Source organism: Halorussus gelatinilyticus, from assembly GCF_023238445.1.
In the GTDB taxonomy this organism is placed as follows: domain Archaea; phylum Halobacteriota; class Halobacteria; order Halobacteriales; family Haladaptataceae; genus Halorussus; species Halorussus gelatinilyticus.
This window is the reverse complement of sequence record NZ_CP096658.1, coordinates 1427183-1450102: the sequence shown is the minus strand read 5'-3', so window position 1 is coordinate 1450102 and position 22920 is coordinate 1427183. Positions and strand designations below refer to the sequence as shown.

The following is a 22920-nucleotide window of genomic DNA, read 5'->3' as shown; positions in this document are numbered from 1 at the left end:
ACAAATCTGTCTTTCGGGCCGCTCAGTCGCTTCCGACCGGCCCGCGTGCGCGGTAGGTCTCCTTAGCGTCCGGCGAGTCGTCGCGTGCGCGACGACTCGCCTCGGAACCGTCGCGGTCGGCGTGCCGCCGCTCCGGTCCGTCCGCGCGGCGTCGTCCCTCGCGGTCGGCGTCCTCCCGTGCGTCCGAACTCCCGTCGCTCTCGGCGTCGGCGCTCTCGCTACCGTCCGCCGACGCCCGGAAGACGCCGTGTTCCTCGCACTCGTACACCTCCCGGAGGACGTTCTCGCACGTCTGCCCGCAGTCCGGACAGGAGCGAGTCGCCGCCTCGACGTTCGGGTCGGCGTCCATCTCGTGGTACACTTCGCGCCAGCCGGCGCTCGGCGACGCGCGCTCGTCAACCATCCGTCCTCGCTCCGTCGGCGGGTCGTCGATCGCCGAGTTGCGCGTCGGCGACCTCGCTCCCGCTCGCTCCGTCGCGTTTCTCCTCGCCACCGGGTTCCTCGTCGCGTACTCGTCCACCGCAGCGGAAACATCCCTCGCGGAGTCGCCGGTCGGTGGTTTCGAGGCCGCATCGCTCGCACCGCCAGTAGCGGTGGTCGAGGTCGCCGTCGCTGTCCCTGCCGACGTGAGGTCCGGTGACGGTCTCGGTACTTTCTTGTGACCGTGGCGTGTTCGTGGCCATTGGGCTTGCTCGTTTCGGGGCACGCCCAGCGTTCGGGTGCTGGTCCCACCCGGCGCGTTTCGGCGCGCGGTCGCTGGGCTACTCGTAGCACTGTTCTCCCGTGGTTTCGCTATCTCCTGTCTCCCACTCACCCCCGTAAGTCGGTCCGCTTACCCCCTCGAAAGTCGGTTGCACGTCGATTCGTCCGCGCCGCGGCGACCGAACCGCAGGCTACGGCTGCGGTTCGGGTTCGGTCTCGGCGTCGTCCGCCGATTCCGACTCGGTTCCGGCGGCGTCGCGGTCGTCCGCGCCGGAGTTGCCGGCGTTCGGGTCGTCTTGGAGACTTTCGAGCGCCGAGACGACGGATTCGCGGTAGCGGTCGAGCGGAAGGTCGTACTCCGATTCGACCATCCGGGCGTACTCGTTGGTGTCGGCCTCGAACGCTTCGATGCGGTCGAGGGTCTGTTCGGCCGTCTCGACCACCCAGCGGTCGCGGGTGTCGGCGTCTACCTGCGTGATGGACTCGGGGCGCACCGAGACGTTGACGTTGCCGTCGTCGGTCTCGTACGTCCGCGGCTTGCCGGTGATGGCGACGTACGCGGGCGCTTCGAGTTCGCGGAGCATGCTCGCGGCCTCGGGCTGGTACTGGCCCGCGTAGACGAAGAACGGGTCGCCGTTCGGGTCCACGACCCGGCCCTGCCAGTACTCGCTGTCCTCGCCCACGTCCTCGGTCTCGGTCAGCGTGCCGACGATGAAGATGCGGTTCGCCCGCGCGCCCGTCGGTAACAGGACGTACACCGGGGCGCGCTCCTCGTCGGACTCCTTGAACGTGTGCGTCGCGTCGTTGAACTCGTCGGCGAAGACGCGTCGGGCGACTTCGCGGGTAGGTGCTCCACTCATGTTAGATCGACCTCGCTCGGATGAGAACGTCCTCGGTGTCCGTCGGCCCGGCCAGTTCCTCCATCTCGTCCACGAGGAGGTACCGACCCATCGTCGGTCCGGCCACGCGGTAGTACAGCCCGAGGGTCTTCTCGCGCATCTCTTCGGCGACGACGGTCGTGTCGAGCGCGTCCATCGCCATGTCCTGTGCTTCCTGCAGACCGATGCCGGTCAGCTCCTCGGTGGCGTCCTTGTCGAAGATGACCTCGTGAACGTCCGTGCCGTCGTCCAAGACGCCCTTGATGCGGAGGTCGAACTCGCCTTCGACTTCGCCGTGTTCGGAGCAGCGCCCGTTCTGGAGGACGCGGGTACAGCCCTCCTCGGGGCAGCGCTTGATGAGCCCGGACCCGCTCTGGATGTCCACCAGCGCGCCTTCGACCTCGGCGGTGTCGTCGCCGACCTCGATGTCCTCGTCGGTCTCCTCGACGGTGGTCGTGCGGTTGAGTTTCACCGAGTAGTCGCCCTGATACTCGTCGGAGACGAGGTTGCCGAGGTGGTAGACCGCTCCCTCCTCCAGTTCGGGGAGGTCGGAGTCGGCCCACTTGGTGAACTTGATGGTGCCCGTCTCGTCGCCGAGCAGACCGACCTGCCCGACGGCGTCGCTCCGGGGGTCCCAGAGGTCCACGACCTTGGCCGTGAGGCTGAGCCACTGCTCGTCCTCGTTCACGTCTTCGACGTTGACCTGCTCGGAGCCACCGCCGCCGCTCCGGATGTCGTCGCGTTCGAGACCCGCCTCGTCGAGGTAGTGGCTGACGACGCTCCGTCGGGCCTCCTCGAGGGGCACGCGGTACTCGTTGACGAGGTTGTCGAGGCGGTCCTCGACCTCCTCGACTGTCAGGTCTAAGTGTTCGGAGAACTGTTCGCGTATCTCTTCGGCGTGCTGGCGCACATCGCTCATGGTTGTATCCGTCTCCGCGTCGTTTTCTTCGGGAGACATGCGACGGGTTAGTGCGCTATAGTATAAAAACCTCGGTGTCCCCGGAGTGAAAGTGAAAGTGGACGCGTCAGAGCCGCCAACGGTCGTCCGCGGTCGTCCGTAGTCATCGGGATTCGAGCGCCAGCGCGGCCCCGAGACCGACCAGCACCGACCCCGAGACCCACCGGAGACCGTCGGCGAGTCGCGGGCGAGCGCGGAACGCCGACCGGACGCCGCCCGAGAGCAGGCCGACCGTCCCGAGGTAGAGCGCCGTGAGGACCGCGTAGGTCCCGCCGAGCGCCAGCATCTCGGCGGTGGCCTCGGACCCCGACCCGACGAACTGCGGGAGGAAGGCGAGGAAGAAGAGCGCGACCTTCGGATTCAGGACGTTGACCGTCACGCCTCGGACGTAGCCGCCTCGTAGGTCCGAGCCGGTCGTGGGGACCGAGCGGGCGTCCGCGGACGCCCGCTCGGCGAAGTCGAGATCGTCGCCCCGCCAGAGCGTCGTCGCGCCGAGATAGAGGAGGTAGGCCGCCCCGGCGTACTTGACCGCGGCGTAGGCGAGCGCGGACGCGCGCAGGAGCGCCGCGAGACCGAGCGCGGCCGCGGCGGTGTGGACGAGGACGCCCGTGCTCACGCCGAGCGCGGACGCGACGCCCTCGCGCTTGCCCGCGCTCACGCCCTGCGTGAGGACGAAGACCGTGTCCGGGCCGGGCGTCAACACGAGCGCGAGCGCGGCCCCGACGAACAGCAGGTAGCTCTGGAGGTCGATGGTCGGGAGCATTCGGCTGGTTCGAGCGTCGCGGGGTGCGCCGAAAAGGGTGGCGTTCGCACCCCGCGAGCGTTCGTTCCCTCAAGAATTTCCGACGATAGCGATAGGAACCGCGACCCGACGAACAGACCTATTTCCTCCGACCACCAAGAGACGAGCAAATGGACGACCGCCTCGAGAGCTTCCTCCGGTCGAAGATACGGTCCGCCGGACGGCAGGTCGCCGACGCCAAGCGAGCCTACACCAACGCCCGAAAAGCCGCCTCGGCCGACCTCCCCCAAGACGACGAGGGGAAGGCCAGAATCGTCTGCCGACGGTACGCCGAGCGCCGGGCCGTCGAGTTGGACCCGAAGGGCCGCCCGGCCTGCTTCGACCCCGACCACCCCGACTGCGATGGGTGTCTGCGAGACGTGCGCGACGGCCGCATCGAGACGTGGTAGCGATGTCGGACGCCGACTCCACCGACGCCGGCGACGCTCTCGAACGACCGGTCGTCGCGCTCGTGATGGCCGGCGGGACGGGAACCCGGCTCTATCCCGCGAGCAGATCCGACCGACCCAAGCAGTTCCTCTCGCTGGGCGGCGCGACCGGCGGCGACTCCCTTCTCGCCCGGACCGTCTCGCGGGTGCGTTTCGCCGACGAAATCTACGTCTCGACCGGCGAAGACCACGCCGAGACGGTGCGCGAGGAGGTCCCCGAGGCGGGCGTCCTCGTGGAACCCGAGGCCAAGGACACCGGGCCGGCGCTGGCGTACGCGGCCCACCGAATCCGCGAGCAGGTCGGCGAGTGCGTCCTGCTCTGCGTGCCGAGCGACCACCTCGTCGCGGGCGACTTCGCGCCGAGCGCGACGCGCGCGGCGCGGACCGCAGTCGAAACGGAGGGGCTGGTCGCGTTCGGCGTCGAGCCGACGCGACCGGCCACGGGATACGGCTACATCGAGCCGAGCGACTCGGAGACCGAACACACCGGAATCGAGCAGTTCCGCGAGAAGCCCGACCGCGAGACCGCCGAGCGGTTCGTGGAGGACGGTTTCTACTGGAACGCCGGGCTGTTCGCGTGGACGCCCGAGAGCCTGCTCCGGGAGGCGCGCGACTCCCCGCTGGGACCGCTCGTGGAGGCACTGGAGGCGGGCGACCCCGAGCGCGGGTTCGCCGAAGTCGAGAGCGTCAGCATCGACTACGCCGTCATGGAACGGACCGACGACGCCTACGTCGTACCCGCCGACTTCGAGTGGGACGACGTGGGCGCGTGGGACGCCATCGAGCGCGTGGTCGAGACCGACGGAGACGGGAACGCGGTTCTGGGCGACGGTCTGACCATCGACGCTATGGAGAACGTCGTCGCGGCCGACGACCGGACCCACGTCAGTCTGGTCGGCGTCGAGGGGCTGGTCGTCGCGGCGTACGGCGACCGCGTGCTGGTCGTGCCGAAGGACGAGGCCCAGCGCGTGCGCGAGGTCGTAGCGGAGTTGCGCGAGCAGGGTCGATTCTGACCGAGCGCTTCCAGCGGCCGGTCGAACTTTCCCCGAGTCCGTCGTACGGCCACCGTCATGTCCGACGCGCCAGACGGCGAAATCGTGGAGGAGACCGACGACTACGTCCACGTCCGGTTCCGCGACCCGGACGACTTCGATACCATCCGGACGCCCGACTGGGCCGAGAACGCCGCCGGCGACGTGGCCGAGGGCGCGGAGGTCCGGACGGGGAAGCTGAAAGACGAGGACGACTGGCTGGTCGAGAGCGTCCTGATTCCGGCGGGAACCGACGAGGACGAAGCCGAGCGGGAGGCCGAGCGGATAGTCGAGAAGGTAGAGAACTGAGCGCGGGTCGGTTCCACGACCCGGAGGTCAGTCGGCCGCGAGCAGGTCGCAGTAGTGGACCGTCGTTTCCTCGCCGACCTCCCTCGTGACGCGCTCGCCGGTCTCGACGGAGACGGGTCGGTCGAAGATCGGTCCGTCGTGGACGAAGGTGTGGAACTCGCCGTTCTCGCCGCAGGGGTCCACGCCGTCGGGCAGGTCGGCGAGGAAGTCGGTGTCGAACCGGCGACCGGCGAACGAGGCGTCGAGCGCGTCGTCGTCCACCGCGACTACGGTGGCCGCGAACTGTTCGGCGAACTCGCGGGCGACCGTCTCGGTGTCTCGGCCCCAGATCGGCCAGTGGCCCGAGAGGTCGGTGTCCGCGAAGCGCGCCTCGCGGTAGGCCCGCACGTCTTCGAGGTAGAGGTCGGCGAAGGCGATTCGCTCGACGCCGCGGTTCTCGTACTCGGCCGTGACCTCGGCCATCCGTTCCTCGTACTCGTCGTTGTCGGCGTCCGATGGGAGTTCCACGAAACGTATCGGCAGTCCGACCGCGGCGGCCTGCCGCTCGTAGAGGCCGCGTCGGACGCCGTGCATACTCGACCGGTCGGTCGCCGCCGAGACGGTGGTCAGGAGTTCCGTGACGCGTTCGCCCGCGTTCCGTAGCTGCCAGAGCGCGTAGCTGGCGTCCTTACCGCCGCTCCACGAGAGGACCGTGGTCGGTGCGTCCGCGCTGGCCCTCGGCACGGGTCAGCTCCGGAGTCGGCCGCCGTCTACCGGCATCGCCACGCCGTTGACGAAGCTCGCGCGCTCGCTGGAGAGGAACGCCACCGCGTCGCCGAGTTCGCGGGGCTGGCCCACGCGGTCGAGCGGGATGTCGTCGGCCCACGCCGCCAGCCCCTCGTCGTAGGTGTCGTACTCGCCGCGCTCGACGGCGGCCTCCACGAGTTCCTCGATTCGGGGCGTCTCGTGTGCGCCGGGGAGGACCGCGTTGACGCGAATCTCGGGCGCGAACTCGCGGGCTTGGGTCTTCATCAGGCCGATGACGCCGCGCCGGACAGCGTTCGAGAGGACCAGTCCGTCGATGGCCTCCCGGACGCTGGTCGAAGTGACGTTGACCACTGTGCCAGCGTCGCTCTCCGCGAGGTGCGGGTGGGCCGCCTTCGTCAGCCAGACGGCGCTCATCACCAGCAGGTCGTAGGCCTCGTACCAGTCGCGCTCAGTCGTGTCGAGGAACGGGCCGCTCGGCGGGCCGCCGGCCGAGGTGACGACGTGGTCGAGACCGCCGAACTCGGAGACGGTGGCGTCCACCAGCGCCTCGATTTCGTCCGGGTCGGTGATGTCGGTCGGAACCGCCACCACGTCGCCGTCGCCAGCCGCGTCGATCTCCTCCTTCGCGTCTTCCAGTTTCTCCTCGCCGCGCGCACAGAGCGCCACGTCCGCGCCTTCGGCCGCGAGCGCCTTCGCCGAGGCGCGGCCGAGACCGCTCGAACTCGCCGTTACCAGTGCGGAGTTACCGTCCAATCCGAGGTCCATACGCCACGATTCGGAGGCCGTAGTCAAAGGTTTCCGGGTGGCGGTCATTCCGTCGTCTTTCCGTCTTCGCTTCCGCCCTCCGCTGCGGGTCGTCAGGCGTCGATTCGGGTCGTCGTCTCGCCGCGCGGGCGGCCGTATCGGGCGGCGAGGTCGTCCATCTCCGCGGCGTAGCGGGCGTCGAGTCGTTCGACCTCGTGGCGGCCCTCGTCGGTGAGAAATCCGAGAACGCGAATCTTCACTACCGGCGGGACGCGATGTGAACGAACGTCGGCGAACGAGTTCGCAGGATTTCGGGTGACTACAGACTACCGAAAAGCAGCTAGACGATGTCGAAGACGGTGCAAAATCACGTCTCGCGGCCGACTTCGCGGGACTTCCTGACCGTCACTGCACCGTCGGTCGTCACGCCGATGAGCAAGTCCTCGTGGACCTCCCGGCCCTCCACGGCGTCCCCGGCCTCGTCGCTCACGCGCTTCATCAACTCGGGCGCGGCGTGGTTGACCTTCACGCCCGCCTCGTCGCAGGCGTCGTAGACCCGCGAGGGCACGTCGTAGAGGTCGGTGCCCGTCTCGACCGCGACGCGGACCGGTGCGCGGAGCGCCTCGGCGAACGCGACGGTCTCGCGGGCCTTCCGGACGTTCTCGCGGGCGCTGGCCTCGACGCTGGAGACGTTGGCGCGCGAGGTGCCGAGTCGGTCGGCGATGGCCGCCTGCGCGACGTCGCGCTCGCGCAGGGCCAGCACCTCGGCCTGTCGCCGCGTCAGGACGCTGGTCTCGGCGTCGAACCCAGCGCGGTCGAGAATCTCGTCCACGTCGTGTCGGTCGCTCACGGGCCATCACCCGCCCGCGACGGGTCGGTCTCCGCGTGGCGTGCGCTCATGGTCGGTGGTACGCACTCGGCACGAAAAAACCCGCCGCGACGACCGGACGCGATAGATGCACGCTGTTGGGACTGTCCACCCCGACGCGACCGGCCGCCGGGACCGGAGGTTAGCTCCCCCAGAAGTTGTCCCGACTGCCGAGTCGCGTCCGGTTCGACCTATCGTCCCCGTCGTCCGCGTCGCCGTCGTCGGTTTCCGAGTCGGCGTCCGACTCCGCGTCCGTCTCGTCGGTCTCCTCGTCGTCCATCGGCAGTCGCTCTACCTCCTCTCCCTCCGCGTGGTTTCCGTGAACGTTCGTGACCCGCACCTTCGCGCGGGCCTCGGGGAGGACGCCGTCTACCATGACGATGAACCCGTCGTCGGTGCGACCGACGCCGGCACCGCTCTCGTGGATGTCCTCTACGTCCACGACGACCTCTTCGCCGGGTTGGACCGGCGCGGTCTTGAGTTCGGAGATGGGCTGACTGTAGTGTTGACACCATTCGGCCCCGCCGCGGTCGCCGTAGTGTTGGCATCCCATTCCCTCGATTCGTTCCTGAAAACTCGGGCACTCTTCAGCGAGTGGACAGTCCGGCATGACTCAGGGTACTGGCCGGTCTACCTAAACTGTTACGTCAACCGTCTCCGACGCGCGCCCGGTCGCGTCACCGTCTCGCTCGTGGTAGAACTGCGACTGCCCGACGAGAGACCGACTGGCTACTCCGTGTGGTCGTCCGCGGCGAGTAGCGCCGTCCGGCGCTACTCCCCGGCGACCAGAAACGTCTTGCCGCCCTTGCGTTCGAGGTGAACGTCGGCCACGTCGGGGAACCACTCGCCGACGTACTCGTTCACGCGGTCGGTCTCGACGTCCGAGACGTCGAGTATCGTCCTGTCGGTGTCGTCGGCCGACCGTTCCCCGCGAGCGAACCGAGCTATCATATTCGAGAGTTGTCTCGGGACGGGTATGAAAGTGAGCCGTCCGGAGCGAAAGTGAAACTGACGGCAAGCGCCGCGGTGGAGACGCCACCGCCGAATTTCCACGTCGGAATCGCCACGCCGCGAATCCTCAGATGTAGTAGGCCGCGATGTACGTCAGGATGGCCAACAGGACGAACGGGATGAGGTGCAGTCCGAGCGCGATCGCTTGGAGGAAGAGGTTCTCCGGCCACGGCGAGAACAGCAGGAGGAACACCGTGAAGAACAGTAGGATGACGAGCGGAATGATGTTCACCGAAATGTCCAGCAGCGTCTCGCGGTTGAACACGGGGTGGGGCATGTCGTAGGGAGACACGGCTTGGACGAGTATAACGGCGTCGGCCGGGTCGGTCGTCGGCGACCGGCCCGGCCGAAACACCTGACGCGGCCGCAACGACCGACGCGGACCCAACAACCAACGCGGACCCAACGACCAACGCGGACCCAACGACCGACTGGCTGCCCGGCTACTCGTACAACAACTGCTCGACCTGCGTCCGCCGCCGGTCCACGTCGAAGTGCGGTTCTACTCCGGCGTCGGCGTCGAGACGGTCCAACACGAGAAGCGGGTCGGTACCGGCGCGCTCGACGCGTTCGAGTAAGGCCGCGATCTCGCTCCGGTAGAGCGCCAGCGAGTCGAGCAACCCGACCGCGAGCGCCATCGCCACGCCCGCCTCGCCGTCGGGGAAGGCGTCACTGATGCGAATGAAGTCGGCTGTGTCCGGCGACTCCTCGTCTGTCGGTTCGAGCGCCAGACAGCGCGTACAGACCGCGACGCGCTCGCTCGCTTCGGGTAGGTACGACCGCAGGTCGGTCGGGACGGAGAGGAGTAACTGCTCGCTTCCACAGGTCGGACAGGTCATACCCGAGCGTGGACGCGAGCGGTGAAAAACGTCGGTGCCACGGGGCGAGCGTCGAGAACGAAACGCAAATTAGTCGTCGGCAGTGACCGTCTCGGCGGCCTCCTCGGCTTCGGCCGCGGCGGCCTCGCGTTCGGCCTTCTCCTCTTCCTCTTTCTTGGCCTTGATCTTCTTGAGGCGGAAGATCTCCTCGCGCTCCTGCTCTTCGAGCTTCTGCTCGATGTACTCCTGGTTCTCCTTGAGTTCGGGGAGTAGCTTGAACTCCAGCGCGTTGACGCGCCGCTTGGTGGTCTCGATTTCGGTGAGCATCTTCTTCATCGCGGTCTCGACCTCCGCCGCGAGGATGATGCTTTCCAGAAGCTCCTCGTAGGCTTCCGCGGCCTCGTCGATGCGTGCGCTGGTCCCGAGGACGCCGTAGCCCCGTTCGTCCAGCCCTTTCCGGACCTTGGTGGACTCGATCTGGGGAACGACGACGCCCATGATGTTCTTCGACTCGGTGGTGATTTCGGGGTGCTCCTTGAGCGCGGCCGCCGCACCGCGGACCGCCACGTCGCCCTCCATCGCGCGAGCCATGTTTATCTTCTGCTGGGCGAGTCCGTAGTCGTCCTCCAAGTCCGAGCGCACGTCCTGCGCTTGGTCGAGGATGTCCATGAACTCCATGATGAGACCGTCACGCTTCTTCTCTAGCGTGTCGTGACCCCGCTCGGAGAGCTGGATGCGATCTTCGATCTGCATCAAGTTCTTCCGAGTGGGTTTGACGTCCTTGGCCATCTTAGGGGGAGTTTGTGGCTCGAAGGGGTTAACCTTTTACAGTCGCCGGCGAGAAACCAGTCGCCAACCGCTCGAAGACCGGTCGTAAGCCCGTATTTATTCCCTCAGTTTCCAGACAGTAGTCGGAGGGCCAGCGAATCGAGCGTCGCCACTCCGGAGTCGAACTCGGACGCGAAAAACGAAAGCCGGAAAACCCGAACTGGCGTCAGTCCGCGGCGACTTCTTCGGCTTCTTCTTCCTCGTAGTACTTTTCGAGGAGTTCCTCGTCGATACGGTTGAGCGCGTCTTTCGGCAGCATGTTCAGGAGGTCCCAACCGATATCGAGGGTCTCGTCGATGTCGCGGTTCGTGTCGAAGCCTTGGTCCACGAACTCCTCTTCGAAGCGGTCGGCGAAGTCGAGGAACTTGTTGTCGCGTTCGCTCAGCGCCTCGCGGCCGACGATGTTCACGAGGTCGCGCAGGTCCTCACCTTGCGCGTACGCGGCGTACATCTGGTCGGAGACGTCGCCGTGGTCCTCGCGGGTCAGCCCCTCACCGATACCGTCGTCCATCAGGCGTGAGAGGCTCGGCAGGACGTTGATCGGCGGCGTGATGCCCTGCGAGTTGAGGTCGCGGTCGATGTAGATCTGGCCCTCGGTGATGTACCCGGTCAGGTCCGGAATCGGGTGGGTGTCGTCGTCGCCCGGCATCGTGAGGATGGGAATCTGGGTGACGGAGCCGTCCCGACCCTCGATTCGACCCGCGCGCTCGTACAGTTGCGCGAGGTCGGTGTACATGTAACCGGGGTAGCCACGGCGGCCCGGCACCTCTTCGCGGGCCGCACCGATTTCGCGCAGGGCCTCGCAGTAGTTGGTCATGTCCGTCAGGATGACCAGCACGTGGTAGCCCTTGTCGAACGCGAGGTACTCGGCGGTGGTGAGCGCCAGCCGCGGCGTGACCGTCCGCTCGACCGCGGGGTCGTCTGCGAGGTTCATGAAGACGACCGAGCGTTCGAGTGCGCCCGTCCGCTCGAAGTCCTCCATGAACTCGTTTGCCTCTTCGGCGGTAATACCCATCGCGCCGAAGACCACTGCGAACTCGGAGCCTTCGTCGTCCTCGCTCGCCTCGTCTTCCTCCGGCACGGTCGCCTGTCGCGCGATCTGGAGCGCGAGTTCGTTGTGCGGAAGCCCGGACCCGGAGAAGATGGGGAGCTTCTGTCCGCGGACCAGCGTGTTCATGCCGTCGATGGCCGAGACGCCGGTCTGGATGAACTCCTCGGGGTACTCTCGGGCGGTCGGGTTGATGGCCGCGCCGACGATGTCGTCACGTCGGTCCGGGACGATCTCCGGACCGCCGTCGATGGGGTTGCCGGAACCGTCGAGGACGCGACCGAGCAGGTCCTCGGTCACGGGCATCTTCATCGTCTCGCCGAGGAATCGGACCGACGACTTGCGGTCGATACCCTCGGTGCCCTCGAACACCTGAATCGAGACGAGACCGTCGCTCGATTCGAGGACCTGTCCGCGCTTGGTGTCGCCGTTCGGCGTCTCGATCTCGACGATCTCGTCGTAGCCGATGGGTTCGTCTACCTCCGCGAACACCAGCGGACCGCTGATTTCCGTGATGGTTTGGTACTCTTTCATGGTTTAGTAGAGGTCTCGGAGCTGTTCTTTGATGTCGTCTTCGAGGTCGGCGACGAACTCGTCGGCTTCGTCGTCCGGCGTCGTGGCGATGCGGTTCAGTCGGGGCGCGGCGTCGATGTCCGTAACCTCCTCGACCGGGACGCCGGCGTCGAGCGCCTCGAACGCCTCGTCGTTGAACGTCCGAATCGCGCCCAGGATGAGGTAGGACTTCTCGGGCGGACAGTTGGTGTCCACGTCGTGGAGCGCGTTCTGCTGGAGGAACGCCTCGCGGATGTAGCGGGCGACTTCCAGCGTAAGCTGCTGGTCCTCCGGCAGGGCGTCCTTCCCGACTAGCTGGACGATCTCCTGAAGCTCGTCCTCCTCGTCCAGCACGTCCACCGCCCACTGGCGCTGTTCGGGCCAGTCCTCGGCGACGTTCTCCTCGAACCACGGGTCGAGCTGCTCCTTGTACAGCGAGTAGGACTCGTTCCAGTTGATCGAGGGGAAGTGGCGACGCTCGGCGAGGTCCGCGTCGAGCGCCCAGAACGTCTTGACGATACGCAGGGTGTTCTGGGTGACGGGTTCCGAGAAGTCGCCGCCCGGCGGCGAGACCGCGCCGACCACGGTCACCGAGCCTTCGGTGTCGTTGATGTTGTCGAAGTAACCGGCGCGCTCGTAGAACTCCGACAGGCGTGCGGCCAGATACGCGGGGTAGCCCTCTTCGCCGGGCATCTCCTCCAGTCGGGAGGAAATTTCGCGCATCGCCTCGGCCCACCGCGAGGTCGAGTCGGCCATCAGCGCCACGTCGTACCCCATGTCACGGTAGAACTCCGCGATGGTGATGCCCGTGTACACGCAGGATTCGCGCGCCGCGACCGGCATGTTCGACGTGTTGGCGATGAGGCAGGTCCGGGACATCAGCGGCTTCCCGGTGACGGGGTCTTCCAATTCCGGGAAGTCGTCGATGACCTCGGTCATCTCGTTGCCGCGCTCGCCACAGCCGATGTAGACGACGATGTCCGCGTCGGCCCACTTCGCCAACTGCTGCTGGGTGACGGTCTTGCCGGAACCGAACGGTCCCGGAATCGCCGCGGTTCCGCCCTTCGCCAGCGGGAACAGGCCGTCCTGCACGCGCTGGCCCGTCACGAGCGGCGTCCGGGGCGTCTTCTTGTCCGCGGCAGGTCGGGCCTCGCGGACCGGCCACTCCTGGCGCATCGAGATTTCCTCGCCGTTGTCGAGTTCGACGATGGTCTCCTCGACGTTGTGGTCGCCGCTCTTGACGTTGACGACTTCGCCGCCGTCGGAGCCGGGCGGGACCATCACTTTGTGGTCGATGCTCTCGGTCTCGGGCACGATGCCGAGGATGTCGCCGGGTTCGACGTGGTCGCCGGGTTCGACCTCGGGGGTGAACTCCCACGTCTTCTCGAGGTCGATACCGGGGGCGTCCACACCGCGGTCGAGGAACGCGCCCATCTTGTCTTCGAGGACCGTCAGGGGTCGCTGGACGCCGTCGTAGATGGAGTCCAGCATCCCCGGACCGAGGTCCACGGACAGGGGTTCGCCGGTGTTCTCGACCGGTTCGCCCGGCGCGACGTTTGACGTCTCCTCGTAGACCTGAATCGTCGTCAGGTTCCCTTCGATCTCGATGACCTCGCCCATCAGCCCTTCCTCGCCGACGTACACCACGTCGTTCATCCGGGCGTCGAGGTCGGTCGCGGTCACGACCGGTCCACTTACGCTCTCGATTTCGCCGTCCTCTCGAACGGCATCGCTTTCAGTTGCTTGGCTCATACGTTGTCACCTTGTTCGTCTTCGTCCATAAGGTCGATACCGATTGCACGCTTGATCTTCTCGCGCAGTCCGCCGCTCCCGGCGCCGCCGCCGATGGAGACCATCGTCGGTTCGACGCTCGTCTCGACCTCCTGCCGGACCTGCCGGGACAGGTAATCGAGGTCTTCGTCGTGCATCACGACGATACCGATCTCGTCGTCGTCGAGAACGCGGGAAACTGCGTCGTCGAGTTCCGTCTCCTTCTCGTCCTCCGGGACGTTCTCGAACTTCCGGACGCCGGCGAGGCGGAACCCGGTGGTGAACTCCGGACTGCCGACGACAGCGATTTCCTGGCTCATAGCATCACCAGTTCGTTCTGTATCTCGTCCTCGCTCAGGCCGGCCTCGCGGCCGCGAGCGATGGCGCGGATGTTATCGACTTCCCGTTCCTTGGCAAGCACGTAGGCCAACACCGGACAGATCGACAGCGGGAAGACGTGCGAAAGGTGGTCGGAGTACTCCAGCAGTGCGGCGTCTAGAGCGTGCTCGAAACCGATGAGGCTGTCGGCCCGCTCCAGTTCGTCCAGCGCCGCCGAGAGGTCCTCGCCGTACGTGCTGTCACGGATGAACGTGACGAGTTCGTCCACGCTCGCGGCGAGTTGGGACAGTTCCGACGCGCGGAACAGTTCGCCACCCTCGATGAAGTAGTCTGCCGGGTCGAGGTCGGCACCGCTCCGCGCGATGCGGAGCGCGTTGCGCGCGTTTCGGAAGTCGATCTCGGCCTGCAGGAACTCGACGTACAACTGGGTCGCGCGGTCCTCCGTCTCGGTGACCCCCGTCATGAGGCCCTCGTAGTAGGTGCGGTCGACCGCGTTCTCCAACGGAATCAGTACGCCGGTCGCATCGTAGTCCTCGTACGCCTCGGCCAGCGCGTCGCCGTATCGCGTGTTGTCGAGCATCTCGACCGCGTCCTCGATGGAGGCCGCCTCCGTCAGCCGTTCGAGGAACTGTCGGTCGAGTTCCCCGGCGTAGATGAGGTCCTCCTCGATGGCTTCCCTGTCGGCGTCGGAGTAGATACCACGTACGACGGTCTTGACGTTCCACGCGTCGAACTTCCGGAGGTATCGGGCGATGAGCTCGTACAACGTCCCGTCCGCCCACCGGAGCAGGTCGTTGAAGTGCTTGGCGAGATTCCGATTGAGGGCGTGTTCGATGAGGTCCACGCCGTCGTATCGGGAGCCGAGCGCGTTGATCTCGGTCTCGTACTCGGTCTCCTCCATGTAGCGAGCGATCTCGCCGGGACCCATCCGAACGAGCTTTCGGTAGTCCTCGTCGTCGAACAGCGCCGCTCGCCGGGCCTGCACCCGAGCGGTGACGTATTCGTAGTTCGAGGTTCCTTCCGACTTTGGTACGCTCATTGCTCGAAGAGGCGTTTGCTGATGTCCTGAAGGTTGTCGTCCCAGACGTCCTCCAGCACGGAGTCGAACGTGTTGTTCACGCGGACCCGAGACTGCTCGCTCTCGACCACGACGCCGCCCAGACAGTCGTACTCGCCGGCGTACTCGTAGTTGTCGTAGTCGGCCACGACGTCGGTGAGCAACTCGTCGTCCTCGGGCTTGCCGTAGACGTGGACGGTGTCACCGTCGTCGAACTCCTCGCTGGCGGCGTCCAACAGTTCGCGCGTCAGTTCCTCGCGCTCGTCGCCTTCGAGGTCGGCGATGCGGTCCTCGACGGCCGACCGAACGTCCTGCAACACGTCTCGTCGGGCTTCGAGGCGCTGCTGCTTGGCTTCGAGCTTGGCGCTCGAAAGCTTCTGCTCGCGCTCTTGGGCGATTGTCTGTTCGGTTTCCCGTTCTTGCTCCGCGAGTATCTCCTCGGCGTCGCTCTCGGCCTCGGAGACGATTTCTGTTGCGCGCTCGTCGCCCTCGGAACGAATCTCCTTCGCGCGCTCGCGGGCTTCGTTTCGAATATCCTCAACTACCGTGTCCAGACTCATTGATGAAGAGGGAAAGGGGTGCGTTTAACCGACGATGAAGACGACGACCAGCGCCAGAATGACGAGCGTCTCGGGCAGGACCGTCATGATGAGGCCCGTACCGAACAGCGACTCGTCTTCGGCGATAGCGCCGATGGCCGCGCTACCGATACCGCGCTCGGCGTACCCCGCACCGAGGGCGGCGAGACCGACTGCGAGCGCAGCAGCGGCCGACGCCGGGATGGCGGGTTCGGCAGCAGCGCCAGTATCTTGAGCGAGCGGTACGACGGCGTTCACGAACGCAAAGAGCATTTCGTACATGGTTTCGGATCTTCCGTGGCTCTCGTAACCGGACAGTCGTATTTCCCGCTACTGTGGTCATAAAGCTTCCCAAAAGAGTTCGGTAGCGACGCCGCTTTCGGGGTCTCAAACCGGTGTTTGTGATAGCAATTACCAAAGAATATTATGCCGATGCGGGTCCTCGGAAAACCGAGACGAAAGAAAGTCGGGGTCGGGAGTTCAGTCCTGCGTCGTGTACGTCCGGTCGTGACCGAACGGTTCGTACTCCTCGCCGCCGCCCTCGTAGAACTTGCCGAAGAACTCGACGTATTCGAGACGGACCGCCTGTAGACCGGCGCTGGTGATACCGAGCGCCAGCACGAGCAGGTGGCCGATGACGAGGACGAGCAGGCCGCCGACGAGCCCGGCGATGCCCGAGTGCATCAGGCCGGGGAACATGATGGACGCCTCCTCGTGGTGTTCGAGGACGTACTGCGGGCCGTGGTTGAGCATGAAGTGCCACTCGGCACCGCCGTGACCGTGTTCGACGACGTACACGCCGAAGAACAGGAGGTTGACCACGAAGGCCATCCCCGCCTTGGCGAGCAGGACCGCGGCTATCCGGGTGTACGAGAGTGCGTCCGAGAGGACGCTCAGACTCTCCAGCACGCCGATGACGAGACCGGGACCGCCGAGGTGCTTGACCTCGCTCGCGACGTAGAGCAGGAGACCGATTCCGCCGATGACGAGACCGAGGGTCCCGATTTCGGGCGAGAAGCCGCTGAATCCGAACTTGAAGGGTTCACCGTTGAACGCGGTGAACAGGAAGTCGGGCTTCTTACCGCTGGCCTGCCTGCTGAAGATCCACGTCCAGATGCCCGCGAACAGCAGAACCCACGAACCGCTTTCGAGGACTGCGTCCACGGGGTCGTGTGCGAGGTTCTCCACGAAGTCGAAGACGTATCCGACCGTCATGTGGAGCAAGCCGGCGAGGATGGAGATGACCATCCACGACAGCGCGTACTCGGCGTCGACCGGCTGGAGACCCTTGTGAATCGGCGGGTGGCCGCCCCACAGGTACTCGCCGACGAGGTGTAAGCCGAATATCTCGCCGTACAGGATACCGAACAGCGCGGTGAAGCCGCCAGCCCACAGCGCGATACCGCCCAGACTCTTGATGGCGTCGTTGTCGAAGCTACTGTAGAGCCAGTAGCCGATTCCCAGATAGAGGAGCCCGTATCCGAGGTCGCCGATCATGAACCCGAAGAACGCCGGGAACGTCAGGAACAGGACGACCGTCGGGTCGAACTCGAAGTACTTGGGCCGGTTGATGGTCTCGACCAGTAGCTCGAAGGGTTTGACCGCGCCGGGGTTGTCCTGCACGACCGGCGGCTGGTCGCCGTCCATCGTGGTGCCGCCGTCCGCGGCGACCTCGTTGGCGTCGGGGTCCTCGGGACCGTGGGCCTCGTGAGCGTCGTACGAGGCGCGTTCGAGTTCGTCCACCTCGACGCGGTCGCCGACCGTCTCGCCGAGCGCGGTGGTGAGTTCGGTGTAGCGCTCGGTCGGAATCCAGCCTTCGGCGACGAAGGCGTTCTCCGTCGTCGCGAAGTTGAGCGGCGCTTCGGCCTTCTGAACGTCGATAGTCAGTTTCTCCTCGGCCGCCAGCAGGAAGCTGGCGGTGTCGAGCTTGACGTTTTCGAGTTCGTTCTCGACGCTGTCGAGCTTGGATTCGAGCTTCTGGCGCTCGTGTTCGAGTTCCTCGACGTACTCCTCGGGACTACCCTGCGCGTCGGGGACGTCCAGCGAGGCGAAGTCGACGCCCACGAGCAGTTCGTCCAGCACGTCCTCGTCGGCGCTGTCCTCGGGGTAGGCGAAGACGGCGACGGCGTTTCCGCCCGAGAACGTGCCGAACTCGGCGATGGAGTCGGCGTCGGCGAGCGCGCTCCGGACCTCCGCTTCGTCGGCTTCGCCGACCGCGACCTGCAGCGTCTCGTAGCCCGAGAGCAGGTCGAGGTCGATACCGAGGTCCGCGAAGGGTTTGATGGAGTCGAGTCGGTCCTCCACGTCGCGGAGTTCGTCCTCAAGTTCGCTCCGGCGGTCGTCGAGTTCGTTGACCTCCTCGCGGACCGACTGGAGTTCGTCTTCGAGCGCCTCGTCGGTGACGATGCGGCTCGGTCCGGCGTCCTCCTCGTCGATGTCGAGGATGCTTTCGAGCGACCGGACGGTGACGAGTTTCTCGGAGGCGTCGTCGGCTCCCTCGATGGGGTTGCCCTGCTCGAAGCCCTCCCACGAACCGTCGTAGTCCGAGAGGTGGACGAGATTCAGCTCGTGGACGGTCTCGATGACGTCGTCCATGACGGCGCGCGAGCCGGTCACGGACACCTTGCTCATTCGCTCAGGTCTGAGCATGCACCGCCTCCTCGAACAGGTCTACCACGTAGTCGGTTACTTCCTCCTCGTTCTCGCGCGCCCGCGATTCGAGTTCCTCACGCTCGCCCTCGCCGGAAGCGAGGACCTCTTCGCGCTCGGCCTCGATTTCCTCGCGGGCGTCGGCGAGACGCTCCTCGTGGAGTTCGGACGCCTCCTCCTCGGCTTCGCGCCGAATCTCTTCGGCCTCTTTCCGAGCTTCGGAGATGCGCTGTTCGCGCTCCTCCTCGGCCTCGGCGACGATATCGTCGGCCTCCTGCTCGGCCTCCTTGATTCGTTCGAGAACCTCTGGCCTCGGCATACTAATCACGCGAAAGTTGCAGAAGCGCGTATATACTACTTGCGAACTTTCTCGTCCATCCCCGAAGTGTTCGCTCGCTCATGTTTGTTGGGGGTCTCGGGTGGAGTCCGACCGGCGAATCAGTTCCCGTCTAGTCGGGACCGTACGGCGCTGGACTCCGGCCAGAGGCTGACGCCCCTGTTTCGGACGTCGCACTCGATGTGGAGTTCCTCTTCGAGTTTCGGAAGGTGTTGGTGGTGGAGAGGTGTTTCTGAGTTCCGAACGGCGTCCGTTTGGACGTCTCGGTCCAAGTCGAGACACCGAGAGTGGTACGACTACCTCGGAGAGGTCCGAGAAGGAGGTATCGTAGTCGAAGGTCGTGTGAAACAGGGAGGCGACGTGTTCACCCCGGAACCGACCTCAGCGAACACCGCCGGTCGGACGACCGAATAGCACGATTTTTTGGCCGGCGGTCCTAACTGTCGGGCAATGGGTATCCTCGAAGACAAGAGTCGCGCCCGACTCTTCTACAAGTACCTCTCGAAGGTGTACGATACCGTCAACCCGTTCATCTGGAACGAAGAGATGCGCGACGAAGCGCTGGCGATGCTCGACATCTCGGAGGGCGACAGGGTGCTGGACGTGGGGTGTGGCACCGGATTCGCCACCGAAGGACTCCTCGAACACACCCAAAACGTCCACGGTCTCGACCAGAGCGCCCACCAGATGGAGAAGGCGTGGCAGAAACTCGGCAAGCGCGACCCGGTGAGCTTCTACCGCGGGGACGCCGAGCGCCTACCGTTCCAGGACGACAGCTTCGACGTGGTGTGGTCCTCGGGGTCCATCGAGTACTGGCCGAACCCGGTCGTCGCCCTGCGGGACATGCGCCGCGTCGTCAAACCCGGCGGGCAGGTCCTCGTCGTCGGACCGAACTATCCCAAGTCGTCGGTGATGCAGAAGGTCGCCGACGCCATCATGCTGTTCTACGACCGCGAGGAGGCCGACCGAATGTTCCGCGAAGCCGGCTACACCGACGTCCGCCACCGCGAGATGGGACCGAGCTACGACCCGGACATCGCCATCACGACCGTCGCGCGCGACCCCGAGGACGAGTAGTCGGGCGCTCTTCCGGACGGCCGGCGACGTAGCGCGAGAGTCTTCAATTTTCGATTCCGGCGCGGGCGGGCGTCTGTGCGAACGGTTAAGCGCGGCGCGAAGTGCCGCAACTGGCGAGTAGGAGGGACTCCCTGTGCCCCTCAGACCGTGCGAGTGAGAGAGCCGCGAGCAGACAGTGTTGCGATTCACGCCACTCCTTCGACCTCCGCGACGACGACAGACTCCACCGAGATCACCACCCTCACCGTCTCTCCCTCCGAAATCAATGGGTCGTTCGTCCCCGCGACCGCGAAACTCGCCGTCTCTCCCGCTGTCCACCGCTGGTCGGCCGCGCTGTTGAACGGTCCGGTCGGGCCCGAACGGAACCCCGTCGCCGAGAAGAACGGGACCGGCGGCTGTGCGTCGAGCGCGGTTCCGTCGATGCGGACCCGTATCGAGAGCGCGTCCACGTCGAGCGAGTCGCCGCCGCGGTGGACCAGCGCGACCCGGTTGTCCTCGGCGTCGAGTCGCAGGTCGATGACGGCGTGCGGCGAGTCGGTCGGCGTCGGCGTGCCGAGCGCGACGGTCCCGACCGCTCCCGCGAGGACCGCGGTCACGACGAGCAGCAGGACGACGCCGAGGACCGGCGACACCGCCCGCCGGGCTGTCGAATCCTTGGACACGGACGGGGGTCGTCCCGGTTTCGGCCTTCAACCTTCGGGCGACGTTCGTCGCGTTTCGAGGAATACAGCGGTGTCCCTACGCGACAGTGAGCCACTTCCAAGACCGACGTAGATGTCTGAAGTGAAGTCGAGAACCCGACGGTCGCGCTACGACTGGACCGGCGTCGCCGTCACGTTGACCGTCCGGAAGTCGTAGGACGCGCTGACCTCGAACCGGTCGGCGGGCGAGAGCGTCCAGAGGACGCCGTCGGCGTTCGTCCGGCCGACGAGTTCGCCGTCGATTCGGACTTCACCGCTCACCGGCGCGCCGGTCGCGTTCGTGAGGTTGACTCGGAGCGGACCGCCGGCGTAGGTCCGATTGACAGTGACCGTGAGGTTCTCGGACGTGTTGCTGACGCTCGGTCCCGTCGGGAGCGGAGTGTTACCGGTGAGTCGTTTGTGTTGAATCTCCTTGAACACCTTCTCGGTCCCGCCATCGAGATACGCGACGAACGACCCGTGGGGATGTTTGACCGTCACGGAGAACACGTTCGTCGTCCCGTACGGACTGGTACTCGTCCCGCGAGAGGGGTTGTTGTTCGCCCACGTGTACTTGTCGTAGACGATCTTCTGGGCCTGTAGCAACGTCAGTGAACCCGATGCACTCGGGTTTCGATAGTCGTGCCGAACGATTTCGCGGACGTACGTACCCTCCGTGATAGTCGAGAGGACGACTCCCGTGTCGGCCGTCGCAACGAACACCCGTTCTTTCGGGGCTTTTCCGCGGAGAGATCGAGCGATGCGGTCTCGGACGGGACCTTCGAGGGTGGTGAGCTTACCTTGCACCGTGCTCACGAAACTGGACATCGAGAGTCCGCGGACGTTGCGCGAACGGGCTTCGAGCGCCGACGCGACCGACCGGAGCTGCTCGGCCTCGGCGTCGATGCGACCGAGCGTCCGAAGGTACTGGTCTTCGGAAATCGTACCGTTCGAGAAGGCTTGAGTACTCTGTCGCTCTCTGGCCTTGAGGGAGATGATACGATTCTCGATCTGATACTGGTACTGAACGAGTATCTGGTGCTTCCGTTCGATAGTCTCGGCGGACTGCAACTGCTCGTCGAGTGCCGCCACGCTGAGTTCGGATTTCAACTGATTCCTGTCGATAGCGAGCGAACTTCCGAGCGCTATCGACTGAGAGTCGAACGCCGTCCGCTCGGGCGTCGTCCCGAGTACCATTACCGCAGTCGTGTTGGCGTCCGGGCCGGGTCGGATGGTATCGTCTTCGTTCTGGGCGGGCGCTGGCGTGGTCGGTGCGGAAGCCTGCACCGCGACTGCTCCGGGAGAGAGGGCGAGCAGTAATGCCAGCATAACGGGGGTGAGTCGCATACGTGCGCCTACTCGGGGACCCATCATTAAAATGTTCCCGAAACTGTGAAACGTGGCGAGAACCGACGAGAGTAGTCGAGACGTTTTACGGACGCCGCTGACGTTTTATCTATGGATAGAAAGTATTTTCTTGTCGGCGCATTCACGCGATGGTATGCGGTTACTCGCCGCCCTCCTCGTCGTCCTCCTCCTCGTCGGCTCCGCCGGAGCCGGGGCGAGCCGCTCGGCCGCCGACCGAGCGGACGCTCCTCACAGCGCATACGCGCCGACGGCCCTCACCGAGACGGTCGCAAACGCGACGAACTCGTCGGGAGCGAATGCGACGGTACGCGAAACCACGGCCATACACGTCACGCTCCGCGAAAACGGCGACGCTCGGTGGAACATCACCGCGCGATACCGCCTCGAAGACGACAACGAGACCGAAGCCTTCCGCGAACTCGCAGCGAAGTACGAAGACGGACGCGCCGACACCGGCCTCACGTCGGCGACGTTCGAGCGCGTCGTCGAGCGCGTGAACGCCAGCATCGACCGCTCGATGGCGCTCCGGGAGGTCGGTCGGTCGGCGCGACTCCAGCACAACGGCACGGTCGGCGTCCTCTCGCTGTCGTTCACGTGGACGAACTTCACCCAAATCGCCGACGAGCAAATCGTCCTCGGCGACGCGTTCTGGATCGGGTCGGACACGTGGCTCCCGGCGCTGGACGAAGACCAGACGCTGACGATATCGGTCCCCAGTCAGTACTACCTGTCGAGCGGGAGTCCGTCGGGCGGGAAGATCGTGAACGGGACCGTCCTGCGCTACGACGGTCCCCAGCAGTTCGAGCGCGGAGACTTTGCGATAACGTACTCACCGAAGAGTACCGAGACGTCCACCACGACCCGGAAGAAGGGAATCCTTCCCGGCGGGTCGAGTCTGTGGGGCATCGTCGTCGTCTTCCTGCTCCTGACCGGGAGTTTCGGCGCGTACGCGCTGGCACAGCGCCGCGACGTGGACCCGACGCCCGTCGCGGACCCCTCGTCGGACGACTCGCCGGGCGACGACACCGGAGCTTCGGCCGTCGTGTCGCGGCCGAACGGCGGCGGCGAAGCGGTCGCGGACGACGGGGAGGACGACGAACCCGAACCGGAACTGTTGAGCGACGAGGAGCGGGTCCTCCGCCTGCTCCGGGACAACGACGGCCGGATGAAGCAGGGCCAGATAGTCAAGGAGACCAACTGGTCGAACGCCAAGGTCTCGCAACTCCTCTCGAAGATGGACGACAACGACGACGTGGACAAACTCCGCATCGGTCGGGAGAACCTCATCACGCTGCCGGAGGAAGACGTGACCGAGACGAGTTGAAAACCCGCGTCAACCCG

Annotated in this window: 29 protein-coding genes; 5 read left to right on the top strand and 24 right to left on the bottom strand. The window is 65.7% G+C overall.

Going from position 1 to position 22920, the window contains the following annotated elements:
• Nucleotides 1-22: 22 nt before the first annotated feature.
• The 5 genes from M0R88_RS07540 to M0R88_RS07520 all read right to left on the bottom strand — a co-directional run bounded on the left by M0R88_RS07540 (nt 23) and on the right by M0R88_RS07520 (nt 3301).
• On the bottom strand, nt 23-403 hold the full coding sequence (locus M0R88_RS07540) for a hypothetical protein (RefSeq protein WP_248656327.1): 381 nt from the start codon (nt 401-403) through the stop codon (nt 23-25).
• Nucleotides 396-683, bottom strand: a complete 288-nt coding sequence (locus M0R88_RS07535) for a DUF8118 domain-containing protein (protein WP_248656326.1) — start codon at nt 681-683, stop codon at nt 396-398. Before M0R88_RS07535 ends, M0R88_RS07540 begins: the two co-directional genes overlap by 8 nt.
• 210 nt (nt 684-893) lie before the next feature.
• Nucleotides 894-1562: an RPA family protein gene (locus M0R88_RS07530; RefSeq protein WP_248656325.1), complete on the bottom strand. Its 669-nt coding sequence runs from the start codon at nt 1560-1562 to the stop codon at nt 894-896.
• Nucleotide 1563: 1 nt separating this feature from the next.
• Nucleotides 1564-2499: a replication factor A gene (locus tag M0R88_RS07525; protein WP_248656683.1), complete on the bottom strand. Its 936-nt coding sequence runs from the start codon at nt 2497-2499 to the stop codon at nt 1564-1566.
• Between the two features lie 142 nt (nt 2500-2641).
• Nucleotides 2642-3301, bottom strand: coding sequence for a LysE family translocator (locus M0R88_RS07520; protein WP_248656324.1), 660 nt, complete (start codon nt 3299-3301; stop codon nt 2642-2644).
• A 149-nt stretch (nt 3302-3450) separates the two neighbouring features.
• On the opposite strand from M0R88_RS07520, the gene M0R88_RS07515 reads away from it, so the two are divergent.
• The 3 genes from M0R88_RS07515 to M0R88_RS07505 are packed head-to-tail and all read left to right on the top strand — an operon-like array spanning nt 3451 to nt 5108.
• Entirely contained in the window at nt 3451-3729 is a 279-nt protein-coding gene (locus tag M0R88_RS07515; RefSeq protein ID WP_248656323.1) for a DUF7091 family protein, read from the top strand.
• A gap of 2 nt (nt 3730-3731) precedes the next feature.
• Entirely contained in the window at nt 3732-4781 is a 1050-nt protein-coding gene (locus M0R88_RS07510; RefSeq protein ID WP_248656322.1) for a mannose-1-phosphate guanylyltransferase, read from the top strand.
• A 57-nt stretch (nt 4782-4838) separates the two neighbouring features.
• On the top strand, nt 4839-5108 hold the full coding sequence (locus M0R88_RS07505; protein ID WP_248656321.1) for a hypothetical protein: 270 nt from the start codon (nt 4839-4841) through the stop codon (nt 5106-5108).
• Nucleotides 5109-5135: 27 nt separating this feature from the next.
• On the opposite strand, the gene M0R88_RS07500 is transcribed toward M0R88_RS07505, so the two are convergent.
• The 17 genes from M0R88_RS07500 to ahaH form a co-directional block, all read right to left on the bottom strand.
• Nucleotides 5136-5831 (bottom strand): Dph6-related ATP pyrophosphatase, encoded by a 696-nt coding sequence (locus M0R88_RS07500; RefSeq protein ID WP_248656320.1) that lies wholly within the window; start codon nt 5829-5831, stop codon nt 5136-5138.
• Nucleotides 5832-5834: 3 nt separating this feature from the next.
• Entirely contained in the window at nt 5835-6620 is a 786-nt protein-coding gene (locus tag M0R88_RS07495; protein WP_248656319.1) for an SDR family oxidoreductase, read from the bottom strand.
• Nucleotides 6621-6712: 92 nt separating this feature from the next.
• On the bottom strand, nt 6713-6859 hold the full coding sequence (locus M0R88_RS07490) for a hypothetical protein (RefSeq protein ID WP_248656318.1): 147 nt from the start codon (nt 6857-6859) through the stop codon (nt 6713-6715).
• A 107-nt stretch (nt 6860-6966) separates the two neighbouring features.
• Complete coding sequence (locus M0R88_RS07485) at nt 6967-7449, bottom strand: Tfx family DNA-binding protein (RefSeq protein ID WP_248656317.1); 483 nt, start codon at nt 7447-7449, stop codon at nt 6967-6969.
• Between the two features lie 160 nt (nt 7450-7609).
• On the bottom strand, nt 7610-8077 hold the full coding sequence (locus M0R88_RS07480) for a TRAM domain-containing protein (RefSeq protein WP_248656316.1): 468 nt from the start codon (nt 8075-8077) through the stop codon (nt 7610-7612).
• 161 nt (nt 8078-8238) lie between these two features.
• On the bottom strand, nt 8239-8418 hold the full coding sequence (locus M0R88_RS07475; protein WP_248656315.1) for a hypothetical protein: 180 nt from the start codon (nt 8416-8418) through the stop codon (nt 8239-8241).
• A 127-nt stretch (nt 8419-8545) separates the two neighbouring features.
• Entirely contained in the window at nt 8546-8755 is a 210-nt protein-coding gene (locus tag M0R88_RS07470; protein WP_248656314.1) for a DUF6684 family protein, read from the bottom strand.
• Between the two features lie 166 nt (nt 8756-8921).
• Nucleotides 8922-9317: a DUF6276 family protein gene (locus M0R88_RS07465; protein WP_248656313.1), complete on the bottom strand. Its 396-nt coding sequence runs from the start codon at nt 9315-9317 to the stop codon at nt 8922-8924.
• A 69-nt stretch (nt 9318-9386) separates the two neighbouring features.
• On the bottom strand, nt 9387-10085 hold the full coding sequence (locus M0R88_RS07460; protein ID WP_248656312.1) for a V-type ATP synthase subunit D: 699 nt from the start codon (nt 10083-10085) through the stop codon (nt 9387-9389).
• 205 nt (nt 10086-10290) lie between these two features.
• Entirely contained in the window at nt 10291-11706 is a 1416-nt protein-coding gene (locus M0R88_RS07455; RefSeq protein ID WP_248656311.1) for an ATP synthase subunit B, read from the bottom strand.
• A gap of 3 nt (nt 11707-11709) precedes the next feature.
• On the bottom strand, nt 11710-13476 hold the full coding sequence (locus tag M0R88_RS07450; protein ID WP_248656310.1) for an ATP synthase subunit A: 1767 nt from the start codon (nt 13474-13476) through the stop codon (nt 11710-11712).
• Nucleotides 13473-13814 carry a V-type ATP synthase subunit F gene (locus tag M0R88_RS07445; RefSeq protein WP_248656309.1) on the bottom strand — a complete coding sequence of 114 codons (342 nt, stop codon included), beginning with the start codon at nt 13812-13814 and terminating at the stop codon, nt 13473-13475. The genes M0R88_RS07450 and M0R88_RS07445 overlap by 4 nt, the downstream gene beginning before the upstream one ends.
• Nucleotides 13811-14872, bottom strand: coding sequence for a V-type ATP synthase subunit C (locus M0R88_RS07440; RefSeq protein ID WP_248656308.1), 1062 nt, complete (start codon nt 14870-14872; stop codon nt 13811-13813). Before M0R88_RS07440 ends, M0R88_RS07445 begins: the two co-directional genes overlap by 4 nt.
• On the bottom strand, nt 14869-15450 hold the full coding sequence (locus M0R88_RS07435) for a V-type ATP synthase subunit E (protein ID WP_248656307.1): 582 nt from the start codon (nt 15448-15450) through the stop codon (nt 14869-14871). The genes M0R88_RS07440 and M0R88_RS07435 overlap by 4 nt, the downstream gene beginning before the upstream one ends.
• A 24-nt stretch (nt 15451-15474) precedes the next feature.
• Nucleotides 15475-15741: an ATP synthase subunit C-like protein gene (locus tag M0R88_RS07430; RefSeq protein WP_438267207.1), complete on the bottom strand. Its 267-nt coding sequence runs from the start codon at nt 15739-15741 to the stop codon at nt 15475-15477.
• Nucleotides 15742-15948: 207 nt separating this feature from the next.
• A complete protein-coding gene (locus M0R88_RS07425; RefSeq protein ID WP_248656305.1) occupies nt 15949-18117 on the bottom strand; it encodes a V-type ATP synthase subunit I in 2169 nt (722 codons plus the stop codon).
• Entirely contained in the window at nt 18104-18436 is a 333-nt protein-coding gene (ahaH, locus tag M0R88_RS07420; protein ID WP_248656304.1) for an ATP synthase archaeal subunit H, read from the bottom strand. Before ahaH ends, M0R88_RS07425 begins: the two co-directional genes overlap by 14 nt.
• Before the next feature lie 468 nt (nt 18437-18904).
• Here ahaH and M0R88_RS07415 point away from each other — a divergent pair, with 468 nt between their 5' ends.
• A complete protein-coding gene (locus tag M0R88_RS07415) occupies nt 18905-19531 on the top strand; it encodes a methyltransferase domain-containing protein (protein WP_248656303.1) in 627 nt (208 codons plus the stop codon).
• 185 nt (nt 19532-19716) lie between these two features.
• On the opposite strand, the gene M0R88_RS07410 is transcribed toward M0R88_RS07415, so the two are convergent.
• Nucleotides 19717-20193, bottom strand: a complete 477-nt coding sequence (locus M0R88_RS07410) for a type IV pilin domain-containing protein (RefSeq protein WP_248656302.1) — start codon at nt 20191-20193, stop codon at nt 19717-19719.
• 147 nt (nt 20194-20340) lie between these two features.
• The gene (locus M0R88_RS07405; protein ID WP_248656301.1) at nt 20341-21558 is read right to left on the bottom strand and encodes a DUF7096 domain-containing protein; all 1218 of its coding nucleotides are present in this window, start codon (nt 21556-21558) and stop codon (nt 20341-20343) included.
• A 154-nt stretch (nt 21559-21712) separates the two neighbouring features.
• On the opposite strand from M0R88_RS07405, the gene M0R88_RS07400 reads away from it, so the two are divergent.
• On the top strand, nt 21713-22903 hold the full coding sequence (locus tag M0R88_RS07400) for a helix-turn-helix transcriptional regulator (RefSeq protein WP_248656300.1): 1191 nt from the start codon (nt 21713-21715) through the stop codon (nt 22901-22903).
• Nucleotides 22904-22920: the final 17 nt, after the last annotated feature.